20 protein-coding genes are annotated in these 20,135 nt (G+C 62.2%); 16 read left to right on the top strand and 4 right to left on the bottom strand.

Annotated elements, in window-relative coordinates; genetic code table 11:
• The first annotated feature begins 59 nt into the window (after window positions 1-59).
• The 14 genes from cobO to ACKLNA_RS24915 are packed head-to-tail and all read left to right on the top strand — an operon-like array spanning window position 60 to window position 11,306.
• The gene (gene cobO, locus ACKLNA_RS24980; protein WP_007950401.1) at window positions 60-671 is read left to right on the top strand and encodes a cob(I)yrinic acid a,c-diamide adenosyltransferase; all 612 of its coding nucleotides are present in this window, start codon (window positions 60-62) and stop codon (window positions 669-671) included.
• Complete coding sequence (locus ACKLNA_RS24975) at window positions 668-1,963, top strand: cobyrinate a,c-diamide synthase (protein ID WP_408987411.1); 1,296 nt, start codon at window positions 668-670, stop codon at window positions 1,961-1,963. Before cobO ends, ACKLNA_RS24975 begins: the two co-directional genes overlap by 4 nt.
• On the top strand, window positions 1,960-2,610 hold the full coding sequence (bluB, locus tag ACKLNA_RS24970) for a 5,6-dimethylbenzimidazole synthase (protein WP_408987410.1): 651 nt from the start codon (window positions 1,960-1,962) through the stop codon (window positions 2,608-2,610). The genes ACKLNA_RS24975 and bluB overlap by 4 nt, the downstream gene beginning before the upstream one ends.
• A complete protein-coding gene (gene cbiB, locus ACKLNA_RS24965; protein WP_408987409.1) occupies window positions 2,607-3,515 on the top strand; it encodes an adenosylcobinamide-phosphate synthase CbiB in 909 nt (302 codons plus the stop codon). The genes bluB and cbiB overlap by 4 nt, the downstream gene beginning before the upstream one ends.
• Window positions 3,508-4,518 carry a threonine-phosphate decarboxylase CobD gene (cobD, locus tag ACKLNA_RS24960; RefSeq protein WP_408987408.1) on the top strand — a complete coding sequence of 337 codons (1,011 nt, stop codon included), beginning with the start codon at window positions 3,508-3,510 and terminating at the stop codon, window positions 4,516-4,518. Before cbiB ends, cobD begins: the two co-directional genes overlap by 8 nt.
• On the top strand, window positions 4,515-5,981 hold the full coding sequence (locus tag ACKLNA_RS24955; RefSeq protein WP_408987407.1) for a cobyric acid synthase: 1,467 nt from the start codon (window positions 4,515-4,517) through the stop codon (window positions 5,979-5,981). Before cobD ends, ACKLNA_RS24955 begins: the two co-directional genes overlap by 4 nt.
• Window positions 5,969-6,490 (top strand): bifunctional adenosylcobinamide kinase/adenosylcobinamide-phosphate guanylyltransferase, encoded by a 522-nt coding sequence (cobU, locus tag ACKLNA_RS24950; protein WP_408987406.1) that lies wholly within the window; start codon window positions 5,969-5,971, stop codon window positions 6,488-6,490. Before ACKLNA_RS24955 ends, cobU begins: the two co-directional genes overlap by 13 nt.
• Entirely contained in the window at window positions 6,487-7,542 is a 1,056-nt protein-coding gene (cobT, locus tag ACKLNA_RS24945) for a nicotinate-nucleotide--dimethylbenzimidazole phosphoribosyltransferase (RefSeq protein WP_408987405.1), read from the top strand. Before cobU ends, cobT begins: the two co-directional genes overlap by 4 nt.
• Window positions 7,539-8,114, top strand: a complete 576-nt coding sequence (cobC, locus tag ACKLNA_RS24940) for an alpha-ribazole phosphatase family protein (RefSeq protein WP_408987404.1) — start codon at window positions 7,539-7,541, stop codon at window positions 8,112-8,114. The genes cobT and cobC overlap by 4 nt, the downstream gene beginning before the upstream one ends.
• A gap of 1 nt (window position 8,115) precedes the next feature.
• A complete protein-coding gene (locus ACKLNA_RS24935) occupies window positions 8,116-8,847 on the top strand; it encodes an adenosylcobinamide-GDP ribazoletransferase (RefSeq protein ID WP_408987403.1) in 732 nt (243 codons plus the stop codon).
• A 56-nt stretch (window positions 8,848-8,903) separates the two neighbouring features.
• Complete coding sequence (locus ACKLNA_RS24930; RefSeq protein ID WP_197869584.1) at window positions 8,904-9,308, top strand: MarR family winged helix-turn-helix transcriptional regulator; 405 nt, start codon at window positions 8,904-8,906, stop codon at window positions 9,306-9,308.
• Between the two features lie 54 nt (window positions 9,309-9,362).
• Complete coding sequence (locus ACKLNA_RS24925; protein ID WP_408987402.1) at window positions 9,363-10,571, top strand: MFS transporter; 1,209 nt, start codon at window positions 9,363-9,365, stop codon at window positions 10,569-10,571.
• Window positions 10,568-10,693, top strand: coding sequence for a hypothetical protein (locus tag ACKLNA_RS24920; RefSeq protein WP_256576024.1), 126 nt, complete (start codon window positions 10,568-10,570; stop codon window positions 10,691-10,693). The genes ACKLNA_RS24925 and ACKLNA_RS24920 overlap by 4 nt, the downstream gene beginning before the upstream one ends.
• A 52-nt stretch (window positions 10,694-10,745) precedes the next feature.
• Window positions 10,746-11,306, top strand: coding sequence for a glutathione peroxidase (locus ACKLNA_RS24915; protein ID WP_085710596.1), 561 nt, complete (start codon window positions 10,746-10,748; stop codon window positions 11,304-11,306).
• An 81-nt stretch (window positions 11,307-11,387) separates the two neighbouring features.
• Here the strand turns inward: ACKLNA_RS24915 and ACKLNA_RS24910 are convergent, their stop codons facing one another.
• The 3 genes from ACKLNA_RS24910 to ACKLNA_RS24900 all read right to left on the bottom strand — a co-directional run bounded on the left by ACKLNA_RS24910 (window position 11,388) and on the right by ACKLNA_RS24900 (window position 13,789).
• A complete protein-coding gene (locus tag ACKLNA_RS24910) occupies window positions 11,388-12,659 on the bottom strand; it encodes an OmpP1/FadL family transporter (RefSeq protein WP_408987401.1) in 1,272 nt (423 codons plus the stop codon).
• A gap of 146 nt (window positions 12,660-12,805) precedes the next feature.
• Complete coding sequence (locus tag ACKLNA_RS24905; protein ID WP_408987400.1) at window positions 12,806-13,288, bottom strand: hypothetical protein; 483 nt, start codon at window positions 13,286-13,288, stop codon at window positions 12,806-12,808.
• Between the two features lie 276 nt (window positions 13,289-13,564).
• Entirely contained in the window at window positions 13,565-13,789 is a 225-nt protein-coding gene (locus ACKLNA_RS24900; protein WP_007950419.1) for a hypothetical protein, read from the bottom strand.
• 952 nt (window positions 13,790-14,741) lie between these two features.
• Between ACKLNA_RS24900 and ACKLNA_RS24895 the strand changes: the two genes are divergently transcribed.
• Complete coding sequence (locus ACKLNA_RS24895; RefSeq protein ID WP_248742963.1) at window positions 14,742-15,065, top strand: sel1 repeat family protein; 324 nt, start codon at window positions 14,742-14,744, stop codon at window positions 15,063-15,065.
• A gap of 175 nt (window positions 15,066-15,240) precedes the next feature.
• The gene (rmuC, locus tag ACKLNA_RS24890) at window positions 15,241-16,605 is read left to right on the top strand and encodes a DNA recombination protein RmuC (protein WP_408987535.1); all 1,365 of its coding nucleotides are present in this window, start codon (window positions 15,241-15,243) and stop codon (window positions 16,603-16,605) included.
• Between the two features lie 9 nt (window positions 16,606-16,614).
• Here rmuC and ACKLNA_RS24885 read toward each other — a convergent pair whose 3' ends face one another.
• The gene (locus ACKLNA_RS24885; RefSeq protein WP_408987399.1) at window positions 16,615-20,085 is read right to left on the bottom strand and encodes a NahK/ErcS family hybrid sensor histidine kinase/response regulator; all 3,471 of its coding nucleotides are present in this window, start codon (window positions 20,083-20,085) and stop codon (window positions 16,615-16,617) included.
• Window positions 20,086-20,135 lie beyond the last annotated feature (50 nt).

The following is a 20,135-nucleotide window of genomic DNA, read 5'->3' as shown; positions in this document are numbered from 1 at the left end:
TGTTGCCGTCTATTCTTGTGCCTGCCCGCCGTTATCCAGCCTCAACGGAGAGCTCCCCCATGACTGATTCCCCCGAACGCGACGAGCGCCATCTGGCGCGCATGCAGCGCAAAAAAGCCGTGATCGACGAGCGCATCGCCAATTCGCCCGACGAATGCGGCCTGGTGCTGGTGCTGACCGGCAACGGCAAAGGCAAAAGCAGTTCGGCGTTCGGCATGCTCGCCCGCGCCATGGGCCACGGCATGCAGTGCGGCGTGGTGCAGTTCATCAAGGGCCGTAACAGCACAGGCGAAGAATTGTTTTTCCGCCGTTTCCCGGAGCAGGTGCGTTTTCATGTGATGGGCGAAGGCTTCACCTGGGAAACCCAGGACCGCCAGCGTGACATCGCCGCCGCCGAGGCTGCATGGGAAGTCTCCCGCGAACTGCTGCGTGATCCGTCGATCGGTCTGGTGGTGCTCGATGAACTGAACATCGCCCTCAAGCACGGTTACCTCGATCTGGATCAGGTGCTCAGCGATCTGCAGGCCCGTCCACCGATGCAGCACGTGATCGTCACCGGTCGCGCCGCCAAGCCGGAAATGATCGAGATGGGCGACACCGTCACCGAAATGGGCATGATCAAGCACGCCTTCCAGGCGGGCATCAAAGCGCAGAAAGGCGTCGAACTTTGAATCAACCACGTCACTGCCCGGCGGTACTGATCGCCGCGCCGGCCTCCGGCCAGGGCAAGACCACCGTCACTGCCGCACTGGCCCGTTTGCACCGCAATCAGGGCCGCAAGGTCCGCGTGTTCAAGTGCGGCCCGGACTTTCTCGACCCGATGATCCTCGAGCGCGCCAGCGGTGCGCCGGTCTATCAACTGGACATGTGGATGGTCGGCGAGCAGGAAAGCCGTCGTCTGTTGTGGGAAGCCGCCGCTGAAGCCGATCTGATCCTGATCGAAGGCGTGATGGGCCTGTTCGACGGCACACCATCGAGCGCCGATCTGGCGCGGCATTTCGGCGTGCCGGTACTCGGCGTGATCGACGGCACGGCCATGGCCCAGACCTTCGGCGCACTGGCTCTGGGCCTGGCGCGCTATCAGCCTGATCTGCCGTTCGCCGGCGTGCTGGCCAACCGCGTCGGCACGGTGCGCCATGCGCAGTTGCTTGAAGGCAGCCTGACCGAAGGCCTGCGCTGGTACGGCGCGTTGTCCCGGGAAACCGGGATCGAACTGCCGAGCCGCCATCTCGGTCTGGTGCAGGCCAGCGAACTCAATGATCTCGACGTACGCCTCGACGCCGCCGCCGAAGCGCTGGCCGGCACTTGCGAGGTAGCGCTGCCACCGGCCGTGGAGTTCGCTGCACCTGAAGTCGTGAAGACCGAAAGACTGCTCGAAGGCGTGCGGATTGCCGTCGCCCGTGACGAAGCCTTCGCTTTCACCTACGGCGCCAGTCTCGACCTGTTGCGGGCGATGGGCGCGGAGTTGAGTTTCTTCTCGCCGATCCGCGATACGCAATTGCCCGAAGCCGACAGCTTGTACCTGCCCGGCGGTTATCCGGAATTGCACCACGTTGCCTTGTCGCAGAACGCCGATATGCTCAAAGCGATCCGCGCGCATCACGCCACCGGTAAACCGCTGCTCGCCGAATGTGGTGGCATGCTCTATCTGCTGGATTCGCTGACCGATGTCGAAGGCTCCCGCGCCGAACTGGTCGGGTTGCTCAGTGGTGACGCAGTGATGCAGAAGCGCCTGGCAGCTTTGGCCCTGCAATCCGTCGAACTGCCGGAAGGCTTGCTGCGCGGTCACACCTATCACCATTCCCTGACCACCACCGAATTGACGCCGATTGCCCGAGGCCACAGTCCCAATGGCGGTCGCGGCGCCGAAGCGGTGTACCGGGAAGGGCGGATGACTGCCTCGTACGTGCACTTTTATTTCCCGTCGAACCCGTCGGCGATTGCCGCACTGTTGGTGCCATGACCGACAACGCCTTTACTGAAACCGAGCGCGCAGCGGTCTACCGCGCCATCGCCGAACGCCGCGACATGCGCCACTTCAGCGGCGGCACGGTCGAGCCGGAACTGCTGCGCCGTTTGCTGGAAGCCGCGCATCAGGCGCCGAGCGTCGGCCTGATGCAGCCGTGGCGCTTCATCCGCATCAGCGACCGCGCCTTGCGCGAACAGATCCAGAATCTTGTGGAAGAAGAACGGGTACGCACCGCCGAAGCCCTCGGCGAGCGCAGCGACGAGTTCATGAAGCTCAAGGTCGAAGGCATCAACGACTGTGCGGAAGTGCTGGTCGCAGCCTTGATGGACGATCGCGAGCGTCACATTTTCGGCCGTCGCACGCTGCCGGAAATGGACATGGCGTCGCTGTCCTGCGCGATCCAGAACCTGTGGCTGGCGGCGCGAGCCGAAGGCCTGGGCATGGGCTGGGTGTCGCTGTTCGAACCGCAGGCGCTGGCCGATCTGCTGCAACTGCCGGCCGGGGCCAAGCCGCTGGCGGTTCTTTGTCTGGGGCCGGTCAAGGAATTCTATCCGGCGCCGATGCTGGTACTCGAAGGGTGGGCGCAGGCGCGTCCGCTCAATGAGCTGCTGTATGAAAATTTCTGGGGAGTGAGTCAATGAGTGTGGCGTTGTTGAGTGTCGCCGCGGTTGCGCTGGATGCGCTGCTGGGTGAACCGAAACGCTGGCATCCGCTGGTGGCGTTCGGCAATTTTGCCGGGCGCATCGAGCAACGTTTCAACACCGGCGGGCGCGGCTGGCGCAGCCATGGTGTCACCGCGTGGGTGATCGCGGTGCTGCCGCTGACGTTACTTGCCACGGCATTGTCGTGGGCGCCTTATGTGGGCTGGATCGTCGAGATCATCGCGCTGTATTGCGCCCTTGGCATGCGCAGCCTCGGCGAGCACGTCGAGCCGGTGGCCAAGGCCCTGCGCAGCGATGATCTGGAGGAAGCGCGCAAACGCGTGGGGTATCTGGTCAGCCGCCAGACCAGTGAACTGGACAGCACCGCCGTCGCCCGTGCTGCCACCGAGTCGGTGCTGGAGAACGGTAGCGATGCGGTGTTCGCCGCGATCTTCTGGTTTGTCGTGGCCGGTGCGCCGGGCGTGGTGCTCTATCGCCTGAGCAACACCCTCGACGCAATGTGGGGCTATCGCAACGAACGTTTCGAGCGTTTCGGCTGGGCCGCGGCAAAGATCGACGATGTCCTTAACTACATTCCTGCACGTCTGGTGGCGTTGACCTACGCGCTGCTGGGCAAGACCCGACTCGCGCTGAAATGCTGGCGCACCCAGGCGCCGAAATGGGACAGCCCGAACGCCGGTCCGGTGATGGCGGCCGGTGCAGGTGCCTTGGGCGTCGAGCTGGGTGGTCCGGCGATCTATCACGGCGAGCTGCACGAACGTCCGCAACTGGGCGAGGGTGCCCCGGCGGATGCCGATTCCATCGATCGCGGCTGGCAATTGGTCCAGCGCGGGGTATGGTTATGGCTGCTGATTCTCTGCGTGGGGGCTGAATTCTATGCTTGAGCACGGTGGCCGGCTGCGCAGGGCGGCGCTGGAGTACGGCATCGCCGAAGAAGACTGGCTCGACCTGTCCACCGGGCTGGCGCCATGGCCGTTTCCGGTCCCGGAGATCCCGTTGCGAGCCTGGGCGCGCTTGCCGGAAACCGATGACGGCTTGGAACAGGCGGCCTGCGACTACTACGGCGCTGCGCAGGTGCTGCCGGTGGCCGGTTCGCAGATGGCCATCCAGTTGCTGCCGCGTCTGCGCCGGGCCGGCAAGGTCGGTGTGCTGTCGCCGTGTTATGCCGAGCATGCCGAGGCCTGGCGGCGCAGCGGTTACATCGTGCGCGAGGTGCTGGAGCAGGAAGTCGATTTCTTCCTCGACAGCCTCGACGTGCTGGTGGTGGTCAACCCGAACAATCCCACCGGCCTGAGCCTGACGCCGGCGAAGTTGCTCGACTGGCACGCGCGACTGGCCCAGCGCGGCGGCTGGCTGGTGGTGGACGAAGCGTTCATGGACAACACCCCGCAGTTGAGCCTGGCGCCGCATACCCATCAGGTCGGACTGATCGTGTTGCGTTCCTTCGGCAAGTTTTTCGGGCTGGCCGGTGTGCGGCTCGGGTTCGTGCTGGCCGAGCGCAAGTTGCTCCGTTTACTGGCCGAGCAGGTGGGTCCCTGGGCTGTCAGCGGGCCGACCCGGGTGCTGGGGCAGGCCTGCCTGCAAGACACCGAAGGCCACACTCGTCAGCGAATTCGCAGCGACGAAGCCAGCGAACGACTGGCTGCGCTGCTCGAACGCTACGGCTTCAAGCCTCAGGGCGGCTGTGCGCTGTTTCAGTGGCTGATCACCGAGCATGCTCACGCACTGCACGAATTCATGGCCCGTCGCGGCATCCTGCTGCGTCTTTTCACGCACAACAGCAGCCTGCGTTTCGGCCTGCCGGCCAATGCCGCCGATGAGGCGCGTCTTGAGCAGGCTCTGCAAGCATTCGCCATTGACCGCTCTATGGAAAAGACACCCGCATGACCACTTTAATGGTGCAGGGCACCACCTCCGATGCCGGCAAAAGTACGCTGGTGACGGCGCTGTGCCGCTGGGCAACCCGTCAGGGTGTCGCCGTGGTGCCGTTCAAACCGCAGAACATGGCGCTCAACAGCGCGGTGACTGCCGACGGCGGCGAAATCGGCCGGGCGCAAGCGGTGCAGGCGCAGGCCTCGCATCTTGAACCGCACACCGACATGAACCCGGTGCTGCTCAAGCCCAACAGCGACACCGGCGCCCAGGTCATCATCCACGGGCGTGCGGTCACCAGCATGAACGCCGTTGCCTATCACGACTACAAAGCCATCGCCATGCAGGCGGTGCTCGCCTCTCACGAGCGCTTGAGCACAGCGTATCCGCTGGTAATGGTCGAGGGCGCGGGCTCGCCGGCGGAGATCAATCTGCGCGCCGGTGACATCGCCAACATGGGGTTCGCCGAAGCGGTGGACTGCCCGGTGCTGTTGATTGCTGACATCAATCGAGGCGGCGTGTTTGCCCATCTGGTGGGCACGCTGGAACTGCTGTCACCGAGCGAGCAGGCACGGGTGAAGGGCTTCATCATCAACCGTTTTCGTGGCGATATCGCCTTGCTGCAACCGGGCCTCGACTGGCTGGAACAACGCACCGGCAAACCCGTGGTGGGCGTCCTGCCGTACGTGATGGATCTGCATCTGGAAGCCGAGGACGGCATCGACCAGCGTCAGACCGACAAGGCCGAGCAAGTCCTGAAAGTGGTGGTGCCGGTGCTGCCGCGCATCAGCAATCACACCGATTTCGATCCGCTGCGTTTGCATCCGCAGGTTGACCTGCAATTCATCGGCCCGGGGCAGGCGATTCCGCCAGCCGACCTGATCATCCTGCCGGGCTCGAAAAGCGTCCGTAGCGATCTGGCCTATCTGCGCGCCAATGGCTGGGAAACCGCCATCAGCCGACATCTGCGTTATGGCGGCAAGCTGTTGGGGATTTGTGGCGGTCTGCAAATGCTCGGCGATCAGGTTCACGATCCGCTCGGCCTGGAAGGCGCGCCGGGTTCCAGTGCTGGTCTGGGGCTGCTGGCATTCGAAACCCAGCTCGAAGCCGAGAAGCAGCTGCGCAATGTGCGCGGGCGTCTGGCGCTGGAAGATGCAGAGGTCAGCGGTTATGAAATTCATGCGGGTGTGACGACGGGGGCTGCGCTGGAAAACGCCGCTGTTCATCTGGACGATGGCCGTTGCGACGGCGCCCAAAGCTCTGACGGCCAGATTTTCGGCACCTACCTGCACGGCTTGTTCGAATCGCCGGCGGCCAGTGCGGCGCTGTTGCGCTGGGCCGGCTTGAACGATGTGCAGGAAGTGGATTACCACGGCCTGCGCGAGCGCGATATCGAGCGGCTGGCGGATCTGGTGGAGAAGCACCTGGATACCGGGCTGTTACGTGAACTCTGTGGAATGTCCCCATGCTCCAGTTGATCCTCGGCGGCGCCCGCTCCGGCAAAAGTCGCCTGGCCGAAAAACTCGCCACTGACAGCGCGCTGGCCGTGACGTACATCGCCACCAGCCAGCCGCTGGATGGCGAGATGAATGAACGCGTCGCTCATCACCGGGCGCGGCGTCCTGCCGAATGGGCATTGATCGAAGAACCGCTGGAACTGGCCCGTGTGCTGCGCGAAACCGCCAGCACCGAGCGTTGCCTGCTGGTGGACTGCCTGACGCTGTGGCTGACCAATCTGCTGATGCTCGAAGACGCCGAACGTCTCGTCGCCGAACGCGAAGCCCTGCTCGAATGCCTGGCGGCGCTGCCGGGTGAAATCATTTTTGTCAGCAACGAGACCGGAATGGGTGTCGTGCCGCTGGGCGAATTGACTCGCCGCTACGTCGATGAAACCGGTTGGCTGCATCAAGCTCTGGCCGAGCGTTGTCAGCGAGTCGTCCTGACCGTCGCCGGCCTGCCCCTGACTCTGAAAGGACCTGCGTTATGACTCAAGCCTGGTGGCTGAACCCGTGCAAACCGGTGGATACGAACGCCGTTGAAAACGCCGCGGCGCGTCAGCAGCAATTGACCAAACCCGCCGGCTCCCTCGGGCAGCTCGAATCGGTGGCGGTGCAACTGGCCGGATTGCAGGGCCGGATCAAGCCGACACTCGATCAGGTCTGGATCGCGATTTTTGCAGGCGACCACGGCGTTGTCGCCGAAGGCGTTTCCGCGTTCCCGCAGGAAGTCACCGGGCAGATGCTGCTGAACTTCGTCAGTGGCGGTGCGGCGATCAGCGTGCTGGCGCGGCAACTCGGTGCGCAACTGGAAGTGGTGGATCTGGGCACCGTGACCCCGTCGCTGAACCTGCCGAGTGTGCGCCACCTCAACATCGGCCCGGGCACGGCGAATTTCGCCAAGGGCCCGGCGATGACTCAGGCTCAGGGTGAACTGGCCTTGCAGGGCGGCCGCGACAGCGTGCTGCGCGCGAAGGCGGCGGGTGCGCAATTGTTCATCGCCGGCGAAATGGGCATCGGCAACACCACGGCTGCCAGTGCGCTGGCCTGTGCGCTGCTCGATTGCCCGGTGGCGCGTCTGACCGGGCCCGGCACCGGGTTGAATGCCGAAGGCGTCAGCCACAAGGCGCAGGTGATCGAGCGGGCGCTGGCGCTGCACGCGGCGCAACGTGGGGACGCGTTGCAGACCCTGTTCAATCTCGGCGGGTTCGAGATTGCGGCTTTGGTCGGCGCGTATCTCGCGTGCGCTCAGGAAGGGGTTGCGGTGCTGGTGGACGGTTTTATCTGCACCGTTGCGGCGCTGGTGGCGGTGCGGCTGAATCCTGCCTGCCGTGAATGGCTGCTGTTCGGCCATCGCGGCGCCGAGCCGGGCCATCGTCATGTGCTGGAAACCCTTGGCGCCGAACCGCTGCTGGAACTGGGCTTGCGTCTGGGCGAGGGCAGCGGTGCGGCGCTGGCGGTGCCGTTGCTGCGTCTGGCCTGCGACCTGCACGGGCAGATGGCGACCTTCGCCGAAGCGGCGGTGGCGGATCGCCCGGCATGACCTTGCGTCTGGACCTGCTGCGACACGGTGAAACCGAACTCGGCGGCGGCCTGCGTGGCAGTCTCGACGATGCACTGACCGAAAAGGGCTGGGCGCAGATGCGCGAGGCGGTGATCGGGCAGGGGCCGTGGGATCGGCTGGTCAGTTCGCCGTTGCAGCGTTGCGCGCGATTCGCTGATGAGTTGGGCGCGCGACTGGATCTGTCGGTGTCTCTGGACAAGGATTTCCAAGAGCTGCATTTCGGTGCCTGGGAAGGGCAGAGCGCGGCGGCGTTGATGGAGACCGATGCCCAAGCGCTTGGGCTGTTCTGGGCCGATCCCTATGCATTTACTCCGCCGCAGGGTGAGGCGGTCAGCGACTTTTCAGCGCGGGTGCTGGCGGCGGTCATGCGTTTGCACGCAGCACATGCGGGGGAGCGAGTGTTACTGGTCAGTCATGGTGGCGTCATGCGCCTGTTGCTGGCCCGGGCCCGTGGTTTGCCCCGTGAACAATTGCTTAATGTCGAAGTTGGTCATGGCGCGTTGTTTTCCTTGATCGTCGAGGCCGATGGTTCGTTCAAGGAAGTGTGCTGACATGCTGCCCCTGTGGATCGCCCTGCAATTTCTCAGCAGCCTGCCGATTCGTCTGCCGGGCATGCCGGCGCCTGAACAGGTTGGGCGCTCGCTGCTGTTTTATCCGCTGGTGGGTTTGTTGTTCGGTGTGATTCTCTGGGCACTGAACATTGCTCTTGCCGGCGCGCCATTGCTGCTACACGGGGCGTTGCTGCTGACGGTGTGGGTGCTGCTCAGCGGCGCGCTGCACCTCGATGGGCTGGCGGACAGCGCCGATGCGTGGCTCGGTGGTTTCGGTGATCGTGAGCGCACGCTGACGATCATGAAGGATCCGCGTAGCGGTCCGATTGCGGTGGTGACGCTGGTGCTGGTGTTGCTGCTCAAATACGCCGCGTTGTTGGCTTTGATCGAAAAGCACCAAGGAATGGCGTTGATCATCGTGCCGCTGATGGGGCGAGCAGCGCTGCTCGGACTGTTCCTCACCACGACCTATGTGCGGGCCGGCGGATTGGGGCAAGCGCTGGCCGATCATCTGCCGCGCAAAGCGGGTTGGCAGGTGCTGGCGGTGAGTTCAGTGGTGTGCGTGCTGATCGCCGGGTTCAACGCTGTCGTGGCGCTGCTGCTGTCGGTCGTCGTGTTCATCTGGCTGCGGCATTTGATGGTGCGGCGACTGGGCGGAACCACCGGTGATACGGCCGGTGCGTTGCTGGAATTATTGGAGATGTCAGTGCTGGTCGGGCTGGCCTTGTTTTGATAAGTAACTTTGATCTGTAACTTGATTTAACACAGTCGCGGGTATATACACGCATCATGCTTCCTTCTCAGTGTTTGTGCACCAACCTGCGTCGCGCCGCTCGTGGCGTCAGCAGGCATTACGACGGCGCTCTCGACGGCTTCGGGATTAACGTTGCCCAGTATTCTTTGCTGTGCAATCTGCAGCGGCTGGATCAGCCGAGCATTTCCGAACTGGCCGAGGCCATGGGGCTGGATCGCAGCACCCTCGGGCGCAATCTGCGGGTGCTGGAAGGCGATGGGCTGGTGGCGCTGGCCGAGGGCGAAGATATGCGCAACCGCATCGTCCGGCTGACTGAAACCGGCGCACAGCGCCTGGCAGCGGCCCTGCCGGCCTGGGAAGCGGCGCAACAGCGGTTGATCGACCGACTGGGTGCCGAGAAGCGTGAAACCTTGCTGCGGCTGTTGGATGAACTGGCCTGAGGGCCGGTTTTTTCCGAATCTAAGCGGGTATATACCCGCGACTGGAGAATAACAATGAGTTCGATGTGGCGTACGTGCGGTTGGGTGTTGCTGGGGAGTGCGCTGATTCTGGCGTTGTCATTGGGCGTGCGGCACGGCTTCGGCTTGTTCCTGTCGCCGATGAGCGCCCAGTTTGGCTGGGGTCGCGAGGTATTCGCCTTCGCCATCGCCTTGCAGAACCTGATCTGGGGCCTGGCACAGCCCTTCACCGGCGCACTGGCCGACCGCTTCGGCGCGGCGAAAGTGGTGCTGATCGGCGGCGTGCTTTACGCCTTGGGACTGGTGTTCATGGGGCTGTCGGAGACCGCTTTGGGTCTGTCCCTGAGTGCCGGTTTGCTGATCGGTGTCGGGCTCTCCGGTACTTCTTTCTCGGTGATTCTCGGTGTGGTCGGGCGTGCCGTTCCGCCGGAAAAACGCAGCATGGGCATGGGTATCGCCAGCGCCGCTGGTTCTTTCGGCCAATTCGCGATGCTGCCGGGCACCCTCGGGCTGATTGGCTGGTTGGGTTGGTCGGCCGCGTTGCTGGTGCTGGGTTTGCTGGTGGCGCTGATCGTGCCGCTGGTGAGCATGCTCAAGGACAAGCCGCTGCCGGTGCTCGGGCATGAACAAACCCTGTCCGAAGCCCTGCGTGAAGCTTGCTCGCACTCCGGGTTCTGGCTGTTGGCGTTCGGTTTCTTCGTCTGCGGTTTCCAGGTGGTGTTTATCGGCGTGCACCTGCCGGCGTATCTGGTCGACCAGCATCTGCCGGCCACCGTCGGCACCACGGTGCTGGCGTTGATCGGCCTGTTCAACATCTTCGGCACCTACACCGCCGGCTGGCTCGGCGGGCGCATGTCCAAGCCGCGTTTGCTGACCGGGCTGTACCTGCTGCGGGCGGTGGTGATCGTGCTGTTCCTGTGGCTGCCGGTGACGACGACTACGGCGTATCTGTTCGGTATGGCGATGGGGTTCCTGTGGCTGTCGACGGTGCCGTTGACCAACGGTACGGTGGCGACCTTGTTTGGCGTGCGAAACCTGTCCATGCTCGGCGGGATCGTGTTCCTGTTCCATCAGATCGGCTCATTCCTCGGCGGCTGGCTGGGCGGGGTGGTGTATGACCGTACCGGGAGTTATGACTTGATCTGGCAAGTGGCGATTCTCTTGAGCCTATTGGCAGCCGCGCTGAACTGGCCGGTGCGCGAGCGTCCGGTCGAGCGTCTGCAGGCCCGTACGAGCGCGGCATGAAGCGAATCTGGCCACGAATCGCCATCACCGCACTCGGCGCTGTCTTGCTGGCGCTGGTGTGGTGGGGCTGGCATCAGGGCGGCCTGGCGCTGATGCAGTTGGGCATGGGCGCTTGCCTGTAGGCTCTGAGGGCGAGTAACGTCGGGTTCTGACGACTGCTCAAGGATGCCCGACATGCTCAAGCGCTGGTGTGCTGTTCCCGCGTTGCTGATGGCGTTGACCGGACTGGCCCAGGCCGCGGACTGTCCGGAATTGTTGCAAGGTTCGCTGCCCAAATTGCGGGCCAAGGAATCCATCGACCTGTGCCAGCGCTACGCCGACAAACCGCTGGTGGTGATCAACACCGCCAGCTTCTGTGGTTTCGCCCCGCAGTTCGAGGGCCTCGAAGCGCTCAACCAGCGCTACAAGGCGCAAGGGCTGGAAATGCTCGGCGTACCCTCCAATGACTTCAAGCAAGAGTCCAAGGACAGCGCCGAGACCGCCAAGGTCTGCTACGCCAACTACGGCGTGACCTTCACCATGACCGAGCCGCAGAAAGTCCGTGGTGACGGTGCCACCCATCTGTTCCAGGTGCTGGCCGCGCAAAGCAGTGCGCCGAAGTGGAATTTCTATAAATACGTAGTCGATCGTCAGGGCAAGGTGATCGCCAATTTCTCCAGCCTGACCAAACCTGACGATCCGGAGTTTTTGGCGGCCATTGAGAAAGCCATTGCATCCAAACCCCTGAAACCCTGATCGACGCCCATTAAAAAGCCCCGCCTCTGTCGAGAGAGCGGGGCTTTTTAATGGGCGAGGGGTTAGCCTCGCCGTACAGCATCAGAAGCGGTAGGTCGCACCGACACCGAAACCGTTTGCCGAGTTTTCATACTTGGCATCGTAGGTCTGGCCACGATCGTTTTCGTTGCGGATCTTGACGGCTTCTTCCTTCAGGTACGAGTAGGCTACGTCGATGGTCAGGTCTTCGGTCGGGCTCCAGCCGGCACCGATGCTGAAAATGGTCCGGTCACCGGTAGGGATGCGCGGCGAACGGTCGACGTTGTTGGTCGGCGACTGGTCGAAGGTCAGACCGGTACGCAGTACCCATTCCTTGTTCAACTGGTAGGAAGTACCGACGGCGTAAGCCCAGCTGTCATGCCAGTTCTGCTCTTCGGTGATCTCGCCGAACTGACCGGCCAGCAGAGGCTGTACACCGGAGTTCTTGACAGTGATCTTTTCCAGCTGGCTCCAGCGGGTCCAGGTGGTACCGGCGTAGACGTTCCAGCGATCGTTGATCGCCTGGGTTACCGAAAAGTCCACGGATTCAGGCGTGGTGATCTTCAGCGAAGCGTCGTATTTCTGGCTTGTACCGAGACCGACCAGACCCAGGGCACCGTAATTGACCTTGGTGTTGCCTTCGAGCTTGTAATCGACCTTGGAGTGGTAGGTCAGGCCCAGGCGAGTGGTGTCGGTTGCCTGAACCAGCACGCCGATGTTGTAGCCCAGCGCGGTATCGTCACCCTTGATCTTGACCTTGCCGTCCGGCAGGGCCTGAGTGATCGACAGGTTGGATTCCAGGGTGCCGTCGATACGGTTGATGGTCGGACCGAAACCGACCGAAACCACGTCGTTGAATTTGTAGCTGACGGTTGGCTGGAAAGTGATGACCTGTACTTCGGACTTGCTGCCGAAGTAGCGGCCGGCAAAGCCTTTTTCATAGTCGGTAATCAGGCCGAAGGGTACGTACACACCCAGGCCGAATGCCCAATGCTCATCGATCGGCTTGACGTAGAAACCCATAGGAACCGAGGTGAAGGGCACCATGTCGCCTTTGTTGCTGCCGCCGTTGGGGCTGGAGCTGGCGTCGCTGATATCGGTCTTGGCATCGAGGAATGCAACGCCACCGGTGACTTGTTCGCGAGTGAGGCGCGACATGCCGGCAGGGTTGCCGTAAACAGTGCTTGCGTCGTCGGCAGAAGAAGATCGCCCGGCGTACCCGGTCCCCATCCCGCTGATGCTGTGTTCGTTGATGGCAAAGCCAGCGGCGAAGATCTGCGTGGATGCCAGGGAAACGGCGAGGCTAATGGTGGTTTTGAGCATTACTTTTTTCATTATTAGAACTCCTGGTGATCACCGGGGCGAAAATTACCAACATTTTCGTCCTAGCGCTATAGTCCGTATGGCTTGAGTTAGAGCGGTTTTGTAGGACAATCCGACCAGATTCGCGACCCGTTGGCCGATCTTGCGAAACCGGTGAGTCAGCACGCGACCTGATTCAGCGGTGAAACACTGGTCTGCCATGCACAGGTGAAGTCGCGCAGGCGACCCTGGGGTTGAAAGGTCTGACGCCAGATACGGGCCATTGCGAGCAGGTCGTCCGGGTCGGGGAGGGTGGGGGTCTGTTCTTCTACCAGCAGCCATGCGATGGCGGTGGCGTAACGCAGATTGACGGTCAGTTCGAGGTGCGGGCTGCTAAGAAAGGCATGCTGGCTGGCGAGGCCGCGAACCAGGCTGGCGCGCTCCGGATCGAGCGCCAGGTAATGGTCCCACAGCGCCTGGTGGCGATGTTCGGCAATCCGGTACAGGCCGTGGCCACGGCGGTCATGCAGGGCGGAACCCAGGGCGGACTGGCTGGCGGCGATGCCCAGCAGCAGGGATTCGGCGGTGGCGCAGTGACGTCCCAGATAAATCAGCGTGGGACGGATCACATAGCGGCACAGTTCGCTGGCAGCGATACCCATAAAACCCTCGGATCTTGTTATTGGGCGGCGAGACCTGAAGGGGAGCTTGGCAGCTGTGGATCGAATCAGGCTCGCCGGAAGCGGATCACGCCGCTTGAGTTGAAGTGTAGTGTCATATTCGCGACGTAAAGGCCTGTTTTTAAAATATTTCCGGCGGGCAGTTATAACCGTTATATCGGTTGGTGCTTAACCGGGAAGGGTAAAAAGAGAAACATCGGGCAATAAAAAGCCCCGCTTTTCAGGCGGGGCTTTTGCTTTTGCAGCCATTTCGGCCTCTCAGGCGATCAATGCCTGACGGGTGCGATCAATCACGGCCTGCAGCGGTTCGGCGCTGGAGTATTGATCAGGGTACAGACGCTCGCTGTGGCGGGCGATCCCGTGCTCATTGACCACGGTGAAGCTGAAGCAGCCTTTGCGAGCGGCCATGATCAGGCAGTTCATTGGAGCAAAAGCGTTGGTTAGGGTGCGAATGGCATCCTGAGTCTGGATTTGAGTAGACATAGTTATTAGGTGTTCCTACAAATGACACGGATAAGAACCGTGCAACGTTAAAACGTTCCAGTAACGCAGACCACCATTGGTCGAACGAAGAACCCGACTGGAACAAAGCAGCCAGTTTGAAGCGCTGATAAGTTGTCGCGCTTGGGCTGGCAGGTAGGTACTTAGGAGGACAGGCAACACATCGAGGGCAGAGGTTCTGGGCCCGGGGTGAAGATCCTGATCAATTTGCAGGTTGGTTCGGTCAGAGTAAGGGCTCTTTGCAACATCCTTTGATTCGATTCAAAGGCTGTGTCGTCGCAAGATTTACCTGGAAACCATCGAGGGGTCGGGCCCGCTTTGTCGGTGGAGGCTTCTCCGAGAGAAGGCTGACCGTGGGGGTTGTTCGACCGGAATTGACTTTCAGCTTGGTACTAACGCCGCGGATACTAACGGAACACATCGAGGAAGGCAAACCTGATTTTTAAAAAGAACAGACGGACTGTTCCTTGAGCCCCGGCCCCGCCCCGATTTGGCTCACATTCCGACCGTCGGTCGTCGCGGTGGGCAAGCCGAACAGGCACAACGCCGGGGCTTATTCCCAGCCCGGCTGGCAAAACGACCCGAAAAAGCGCACCGATATAACCGCGTAACAGGTACTTGTGCACATTAGTTGCGCGGACGGTAACGACGCTGTCACATCGAACCTGACCCCGGTGGCTGCCTGTAACGAAAGTTTAAGTCAATGAAAAACATCGCTTTTTTTTACTGGTGAAAAAATCGTCAGTTTGACTGCGGGCCCCATTCCACAAGGCTTTGCGGCGAGTCGGGGGCGGTTGTCCACTGAGTTATCCACAGCTTCTGTGGATTGTCCCGAGCGCTTGCTCTAGCACGGGCGTGCCGGGTTTTTTTCGACTTTACCTGTGCGAAAAAAAGAGTAGAGTGGCGCGCCCTTCGATCTGTCCCACAGTGCTTTATGAAGTTTCGTTCATCTCCAGATTCTGTTACTTCCCAACCCCTTCGTGTTACCGCTCCCAAGCGATTTTCCGTGCGCGTTGCCGAATGGCTGCTCGACAGCCCGCGCCTGGGCGACAGCCAGAACGCCAAACACCTCGCCGGCCGCCTGCTCAAACAACCGGCCCGGGAAGGCGTGGTTGTGGCGCAAAGCCGCCTTGGCCAGTTGATGTGCCGTGAGTGCGGCAACGCGCGGGATCGTCGTATCGGCCAGGACCTGCTGCGTCAGGCTGCCCGTGCGGGTGATCGGCGCGCACAACAGGAACTCGGCCTGATCGAAGACTGAGCTGTCCAAGACCTGACGCCTTGGTTAACCTTCAGGCTTTATCGGATCGGCGGGAATCACTATGGCGATGGACTTGACCAGCATCTTGCTCGGCTTGGCAGGCGCGGCGTTACCGCTGCTGGCACTGGCCTGGCAACTGCAGCGCCGGGCCAGTCATGGCGAGTCCGAAGTCGCGTTGCTCGAAGAGCGGCTGGCCATGGCGCAGATGGCCCAGGACGGCCTCAACGCCCAGCTCGAAGCCAGTCGCGATGAAATCGCCGACCTCGGCCAGGCCAATGCCGCCAAACAGGCTGATCTCGCGGCCGTGCGCCGAGAAGTCGAACTGTTGCAGATCGAGCGTGACGACGCCCGTGACGCCGCCCATGCCTGGAACCTCGAACGTGCCAGCAAGGAAGCCGAACTGCGGCGCCTGGACGCCCAGGCTGCTTCCCTGAATGCCGAATTGCGCGAACAGCAGGAAAGCCATCAACAACGTCTCGATGACCTGCAGGGCTCCCGCGACGAGTTGCGCGCCCAGTTCGCCGAGCTGGCCGGCAAGATCTTCGATGAGCGTGAACAGCGTTTCGCTGAAACCAGCCAGCAGCGCCTCGGACAGTTGCTCGATCCATTGAAAGAACGCATCCAGTCCTTCGAAAAACGGGTCGAGGAAAGCTATCAGGCCGAAGCCCGCGAGCGCTTCTCTTTGGCCAAGGAGCTTGAGCGTCTGCAACAACTGAACCTGCGCCTGAGCGATGAAGCCACCAATCTGACCCGCGCCCTGAAAGGCCAGAAAACCCAGGGCAACTGGGGCGAACTGATCCTGGAGCGAGTGCTGGAACATGCCGGGCTGGAGAAGGGCCGCGAGTATCAGACCCAGGTCAACCTCAAGGGGCCGGACGGTGAACGCTTCCAGCCGGACGTGATCATTTACCTGCCGGGCGACAAGCAGGTGGTGGTCGACTCCAAGGTCAGCCTCACCGCGTATCAGCAATACGTTGCGGCGGACGACGATGCCATCGGCCAGATCGCCATGAAGCAGCACGTACTGTCGCTGCGCAGTCACGTCAAAGGCCTGGCCGGCAAGGATTACAAGCGCCTTGAAGGGCTGCACAGCCTCGATTTCGTCTTGCTGTTCGTGCCCATCGAAGCGGCGTTTTCCGCGGCGCTGCAAGCCGAACCGACGCTGTTCCAGGAAGCCTTCGACCGCAATATCGTGATCGTCAGCCCGACCACGCTGCTCGCCACCCTGCGGGTCATCGACAGCCTGTGGAAACAGGAACGCCAGAGCCAGAACGCCCGGGAAATCGCTGAGCGTGCCGGATGGCTGTACGACAAGTTCGTGCTGTTCATTCAGGATCTGGACGAAGTCGGCAATCGTCTGCAGCAACTGGACAAAGCCTACAGCGCAGCGCGAAACAAACTGACAGAAGGGCGCGGCAACCTGGTCAGCCGCAGCGAGCAGCTGAAATTGCTCGGCGCACGAGCGAGCAAGAGCCTGCCGGCAGATCTGCTGGAGCGCGCCATGACCGACGCCGACGGGTTGGTCGAACTGCCTGAATAAGTTGCTTTTCTAGAGCGGCAAATAGCGACTCAACAACGCCCGCAGCGCCGCCGGTTTCACCGGTTTGGCCAGATAATCCAGCCCCGCCGCGTGTACCCGCGCCACGGTTTCCGGATGCCCGTCGGCGCTGATCACCACACCGGGCACCGGTTCGCCCAGGCTTGTACGCAACCACGCCATCAGGTCGGTGCCGGTTTCACCGTGATCGAGGTGGAAATCCACAAGCGCCAGCTGCGGCCGCACGCCATCGTTAAGCAGCGCAGCGCATTCCTCGCGGTTGCGCGCCGTCCACACCTGACAACCCCAACGCGTGAGCAGGCTGTTCATGCCGATCAGAATGCTGTCTTCGTTATCGATGCACAGCACCTGCGCGCCGCTGTGCAACTTGCCGTTGAGTTCGACCGCAGCGCTCGGCTGTGCAGTCTGCGTCCGCGCCAGCGGCACCCGCACACTGAACACACTGCCGCGTCCAGGCCATGAACGAACGCGCAAGGTATGCCCGAGCACCCGGCACAAGCCGTCGGCAATCGCCAGACCCAGGCCCAGGCCTTTCTCGGCGCGAGTCTGGTGGCTGTCGAGGCGTTTGAATTCTTCAAAAATCACTTGCTGCTTGTCTTCCGGAATCCCCGGCCCGCGATCCCAGACCTCCAGACAGATTTCGCCCTGGCGCCGGCGCACGCCCAGCAACACCGGGCCTTTGGCGTAGCGGAAGGCATTGGTCAGAAAGTTCTGCAATATCCGTCGCAGCAACTTGATGTCGCTGTCGATGCGCAAATGGCTGCCGCGTACCCGGAAGTTCAAACCCTGCTCCTGTGCCAGAACCTTGAACTCGGCCCCGAGGGTGTCGAACAGCTCATTGACCGCGAACGGCTTGCGATCCGGGTTGATCTTGCCGTTTTCCAGGCGGGAAATGTCCAGCAGGTCGCTGATCAGGTCTTCGGCAGAACGCAGCGAACTGTCCAGATGCTGCACCAGTTTCTGTGCCTCGCCGCTCAAGCCATCGTCCTGATGGGAGAGGGCGGCGGAGAACAGCCGTGCGGCGTTCAAGGGTTGCATCAAGTCATGGCTGACCGCCGCGAGGAAGCGGGTTTTCGACTGGTTGGCCGCCTCGGCGTTGCCTTTGGCTTCCGTCAGCGCGACGTTGAGTTGCGACAGTTCCTGAGTCCGTTCGCTGACCCGTTGCTCCAGCCCTTCGTTGGCCTCGGTCAGTGCCTGTTCGGCTTCGCGGAACGCGGTGATGTCGGTGAAACTCATCACGAAACCGCCGCCGGGCATCGGGTTGCCGATCAGCTCGATCACCCGGCCATTGGGGAACAATCGCTCGGAGGTGTGAGCGCGGCCCTGACGCATCCAGTGCAGGCGTCGGGCGACGTGGACTTCCGCTTCGCCGGGGCCGCACAAACCGCGTTCGGCGTTGTAGCGGATGATGTCGGCAATTGGCCGGCCAACGCTGATCAAACCGTCCGGGTAGTTGAACAACTCCAGATAACGCCGGTTCCAGGCCACCAGTTTCAGCGACTGGTCGACCACGCTGATGCCCTGGGTGATGTTTTCGATGGCGCCTTGCAGCAGCGCACGGTTGAACTGCAGCACTTCCGAGGCTTCGTCGGCGATCCGGACGACGTCCTCCAGCTGCATTTCCCGACCTTCGATGGCGGCTTTTACTACAGCTCGCGTCGAAGAAGCGCCGAGGACACCGGCCAGCAAGCGTTCGGTGTGGGCAATCCATTCACCGTCGGCGTTCTGGTTCGGGTTGAAGCCTTTGCCTTGGCGATAGGCAAAGCGGATGAAGCTCTGCCGCGCACGCTCTTCGCCGACAAACCGTGCCGCCAGTTGCAGCAAGTCGTCGATCTGCACCGCCAGCATCGAACGTGCGCTCGGCCGGGCGCTGATTTCCTGGCCGATGAAGCGCCCGGCCTGCCAGTGTTCCGACACCCGGGTGCGCGACAGCACCGAGACCCAGGCGAACAGGGTGAAGTTACCCGCCAGCGACAGCACCACGCCTTGGGTCAGCGGGGTGATCGGCAGGTTCAGCGGGTTGCTGTGCAACCAGGCCAGACCGGGGAACGTGTCCAGCGACCAGCCGAGGCTGCGGGCGGCAATCGGCAGAATCAAGGTGTAAAACCAGAGGAATGTGCCAGCGGCAAGGCCGGCGAACACGCCCCGGCGGTTGGCCTGTTTCCAGTACAGCGCGCCGAGCATGGCCGGCGCCAGTTGGGTCACGGCGGCGAAGGCGATCTGGCCGATGGTTGCCAGGCTCGCGGTGGAACCGAGCAGGCGGTAGCTGACGTAAGCCAGCAACAAAATGACCACGATGCTGACCCGGCGTACCGAAAGCATCCACTGGCGGAACACTTCGAACGGCCGCTCGGCATTGTTGCGCCGCAACAGCCACGGCAACAGCATGTCGTTGGACACCATGGTCGACAGCGCCACACTCGCCACGATCACCATGCCGGTGGCCGCCGAGGCGCCTCCAATAAACGCCAGCATCGCCAGCGCCGGGTGGGCCTGGGCCAGCGGCAGGCTGATGACGAAGGAGTCGGGGATGACGGAGCTGGGCAACATCATCTGACCGGCCAGCGCGATCGGAACTACAAATAGCGCGGCCAAGGCCAGATAAGTCGGAAACACCCACTTGGCCAGACGAAGATCCTGGGGGTCGATGTTCTCCACTACTGTCACATGGAACTGCCGGGGCAAACAGATGATTGCCATCATCGCCACACCGGTCTGCACCACCATCGAGGGCCAGTTGATGGTTTCTTTCCAGTATTCCTCAAGGCGCGGGGCGAGCATCGCCTGATTGAACAGGTCGTCGAAGCCGTCATACAGGCCATAAGTGACGAAGGCGCCGACGGCGAGGAAGGCGAACAGTTTCACCAGCGACTCGAACGCAATCGCCAGCACCATGCCCCGGTGGTGCTCGGTGGCGTCAAGGTTGCGCGTGCCGAAGACGATGGTGAACAAGGCCAGTACCAGTGACACGATCAGCGCCGTGTCCTGGGCACGGGTGCCCATGGCATCGGCGCCAGCGCCGATCAGCAGATTCACACCGAGGACGATGCCTTTGAGTTGTAAAGCGATATAGGGAAGGACGCCGACCAGGCAGATCAGCGCAACCACCACCGCCAGCGATTGAGATTTACCGTAACGGGCGGCGATGAAGTCGGCAATGGAGGTGATGTTCTCCTGCTTGCTGATCATCACCATTTTTTGCAGGACCCACGGCGCGCCCAGCAACAGCAGGATCGGCCCGAGGTAAATCGGCAGGAATGACCACAGTTGTTCGGCCGCCTGACCGACCGCCCCAAAGAACGTCCAGCTGGTGCAGTAGACCGCCAGCGACAGGCTGTACACCCAGGCACGCATCCGCGGCGGCAACGGCGCGCTGCGACGGTCGCCGTAGAAGGCGATAGCGAACATGATGGCCATATAGGCCAGGGCGACGGCGGCGATCAGCCCGGTGGACAACGACATGGAGCACTCCCGACAAAATACGACCGGACTCGCGCCCGGCCAGACAGTCT

The organism is Pseudomonas sp. UV AK001, assembly GCF_046097675.1.
GTDB lineage: Bacteria > Pseudomonadota > Gammaproteobacteria > Pseudomonadales > Pseudomonadaceae > Aquipseudomonas > Aquipseudomonas kribbensis.
Note: the sequence above shows the minus strand (reverse complement) of the source record. Positions and strands in the feature narration are given on the sequence as shown.

Excerpts from the sequence above, each read along its gene's own strand:
- cobO (WP_007950401.1), top strand. The coding sequence starts at position 60 with ATGACTGATTCCCCCGAACGCGACGAGCGCCATCTGGCGCGCATGCAG.
- bluB (WP_408987410.1), top strand. The coding sequence starts at position 1,960 with ATGACCGACAACGCCTTTACTGAAACCGAGCGCGCAGCGGTCTACCGC.
- cbiB (WP_408987409.1), top strand. The coding sequence starts at position 2,607 with ATGAGTGTGGCGTTGTTGAGTGTCGCCGCGGTTGCGCTGGATGCGCTG.
- cobD (WP_408987408.1), top strand. The coding sequence starts at position 3,508 with ATGCTTGAGCACGGTGGCCGGCTGCGCAGGGCGGCGCTGGAGTACGGC.
- ACKLNA_RS24955 (WP_408987407.1), top strand. The coding sequence starts at position 4,515 with ATGACCACTTTAATGGTGCAGGGCACCACCTCCGATGCCGGCAAAAGT.
- cobU (WP_408987406.1), top strand. The coding sequence starts at position 5,969 with ATGCTCCAGTTGATCCTCGGCGGCGCCCGCTCCGGCAAAAGTCGCCTG.
- cobT (WP_408987405.1), top strand. The coding sequence starts at position 6,487 with ATGACTCAAGCCTGGTGGCTGAACCCGTGCAAACCGGTGGATACGAAC.
- cobC (WP_408987404.1), top strand. The coding sequence starts at position 7,539 with ATGACCTTGCGTCTGGACCTGCTGCGACACGGTGAAACCGAACTCGGC.
- ACKLNA_RS24935 (WP_408987403.1), top strand. The coding sequence starts at position 8,116 with ATGCTGCCCCTGTGGATCGCCCTGCAATTTCTCAGCAGCCTGCCGATT.
- ACKLNA_RS24930 (WP_197869584.1), top strand. The coding sequence starts at position 8,904 with ATGCTTCCTTCTCAGTGTTTGTGCACCAACCTGCGTCGCGCCGCTCGT.
- ACKLNA_RS24925 (WP_408987402.1), top strand. The coding sequence starts at position 9,363 with ATGAGTTCGATGTGGCGTACGTGCGGTTGGGTGTTGCTGGGGAGTGCG.
- ACKLNA_RS24920 (WP_256576024.1), top strand. The coding sequence starts at position 10,568 with ATGAAGCGAATCTGGCCACGAATCGCCATCACCGCACTCGGCGCTGTC.
- ACKLNA_RS24915 (WP_085710596.1), top strand. The coding sequence starts at position 10,746 with ATGCTCAAGCGCTGGTGTGCTGTTCCCGCGTTGCTGATGGCGTTGACC.
- ACKLNA_RS24910 (WP_408987401.1), bottom strand. The coding sequence starts at position 12,659 with ATGAAAAAAGTAATGCTCAAAACCACCATTAGCCTCGCCGTTTCCCTG.
- ACKLNA_RS24905 (WP_408987400.1), bottom strand. The coding sequence starts at position 13,288 with ATGGGTATCGCTGCCAGCGAACTGTGCCGCTATGTGATCCGTCCCACG.
- ACKLNA_RS24900 (WP_007950419.1), bottom strand. The coding sequence starts at position 13,789 with ATGTCTACTCAAATCCAGACTCAGGATGCCATTCGCACCCTAACCAAC.
- ACKLNA_RS24895 (WP_248742963.1), top strand. The coding sequence starts at position 14,742 with ATGAAGTTTCGTTCATCTCCAGATTCTGTTACTTCCCAACCCCTTCGT.
- ACKLNA_RS24885 (WP_408987399.1), bottom strand. The coding sequence starts at position 20,085 with ATGTCGTTGTCCACCGGGCTGATCGCCGCCGTCGCCCTGGCCTATATG.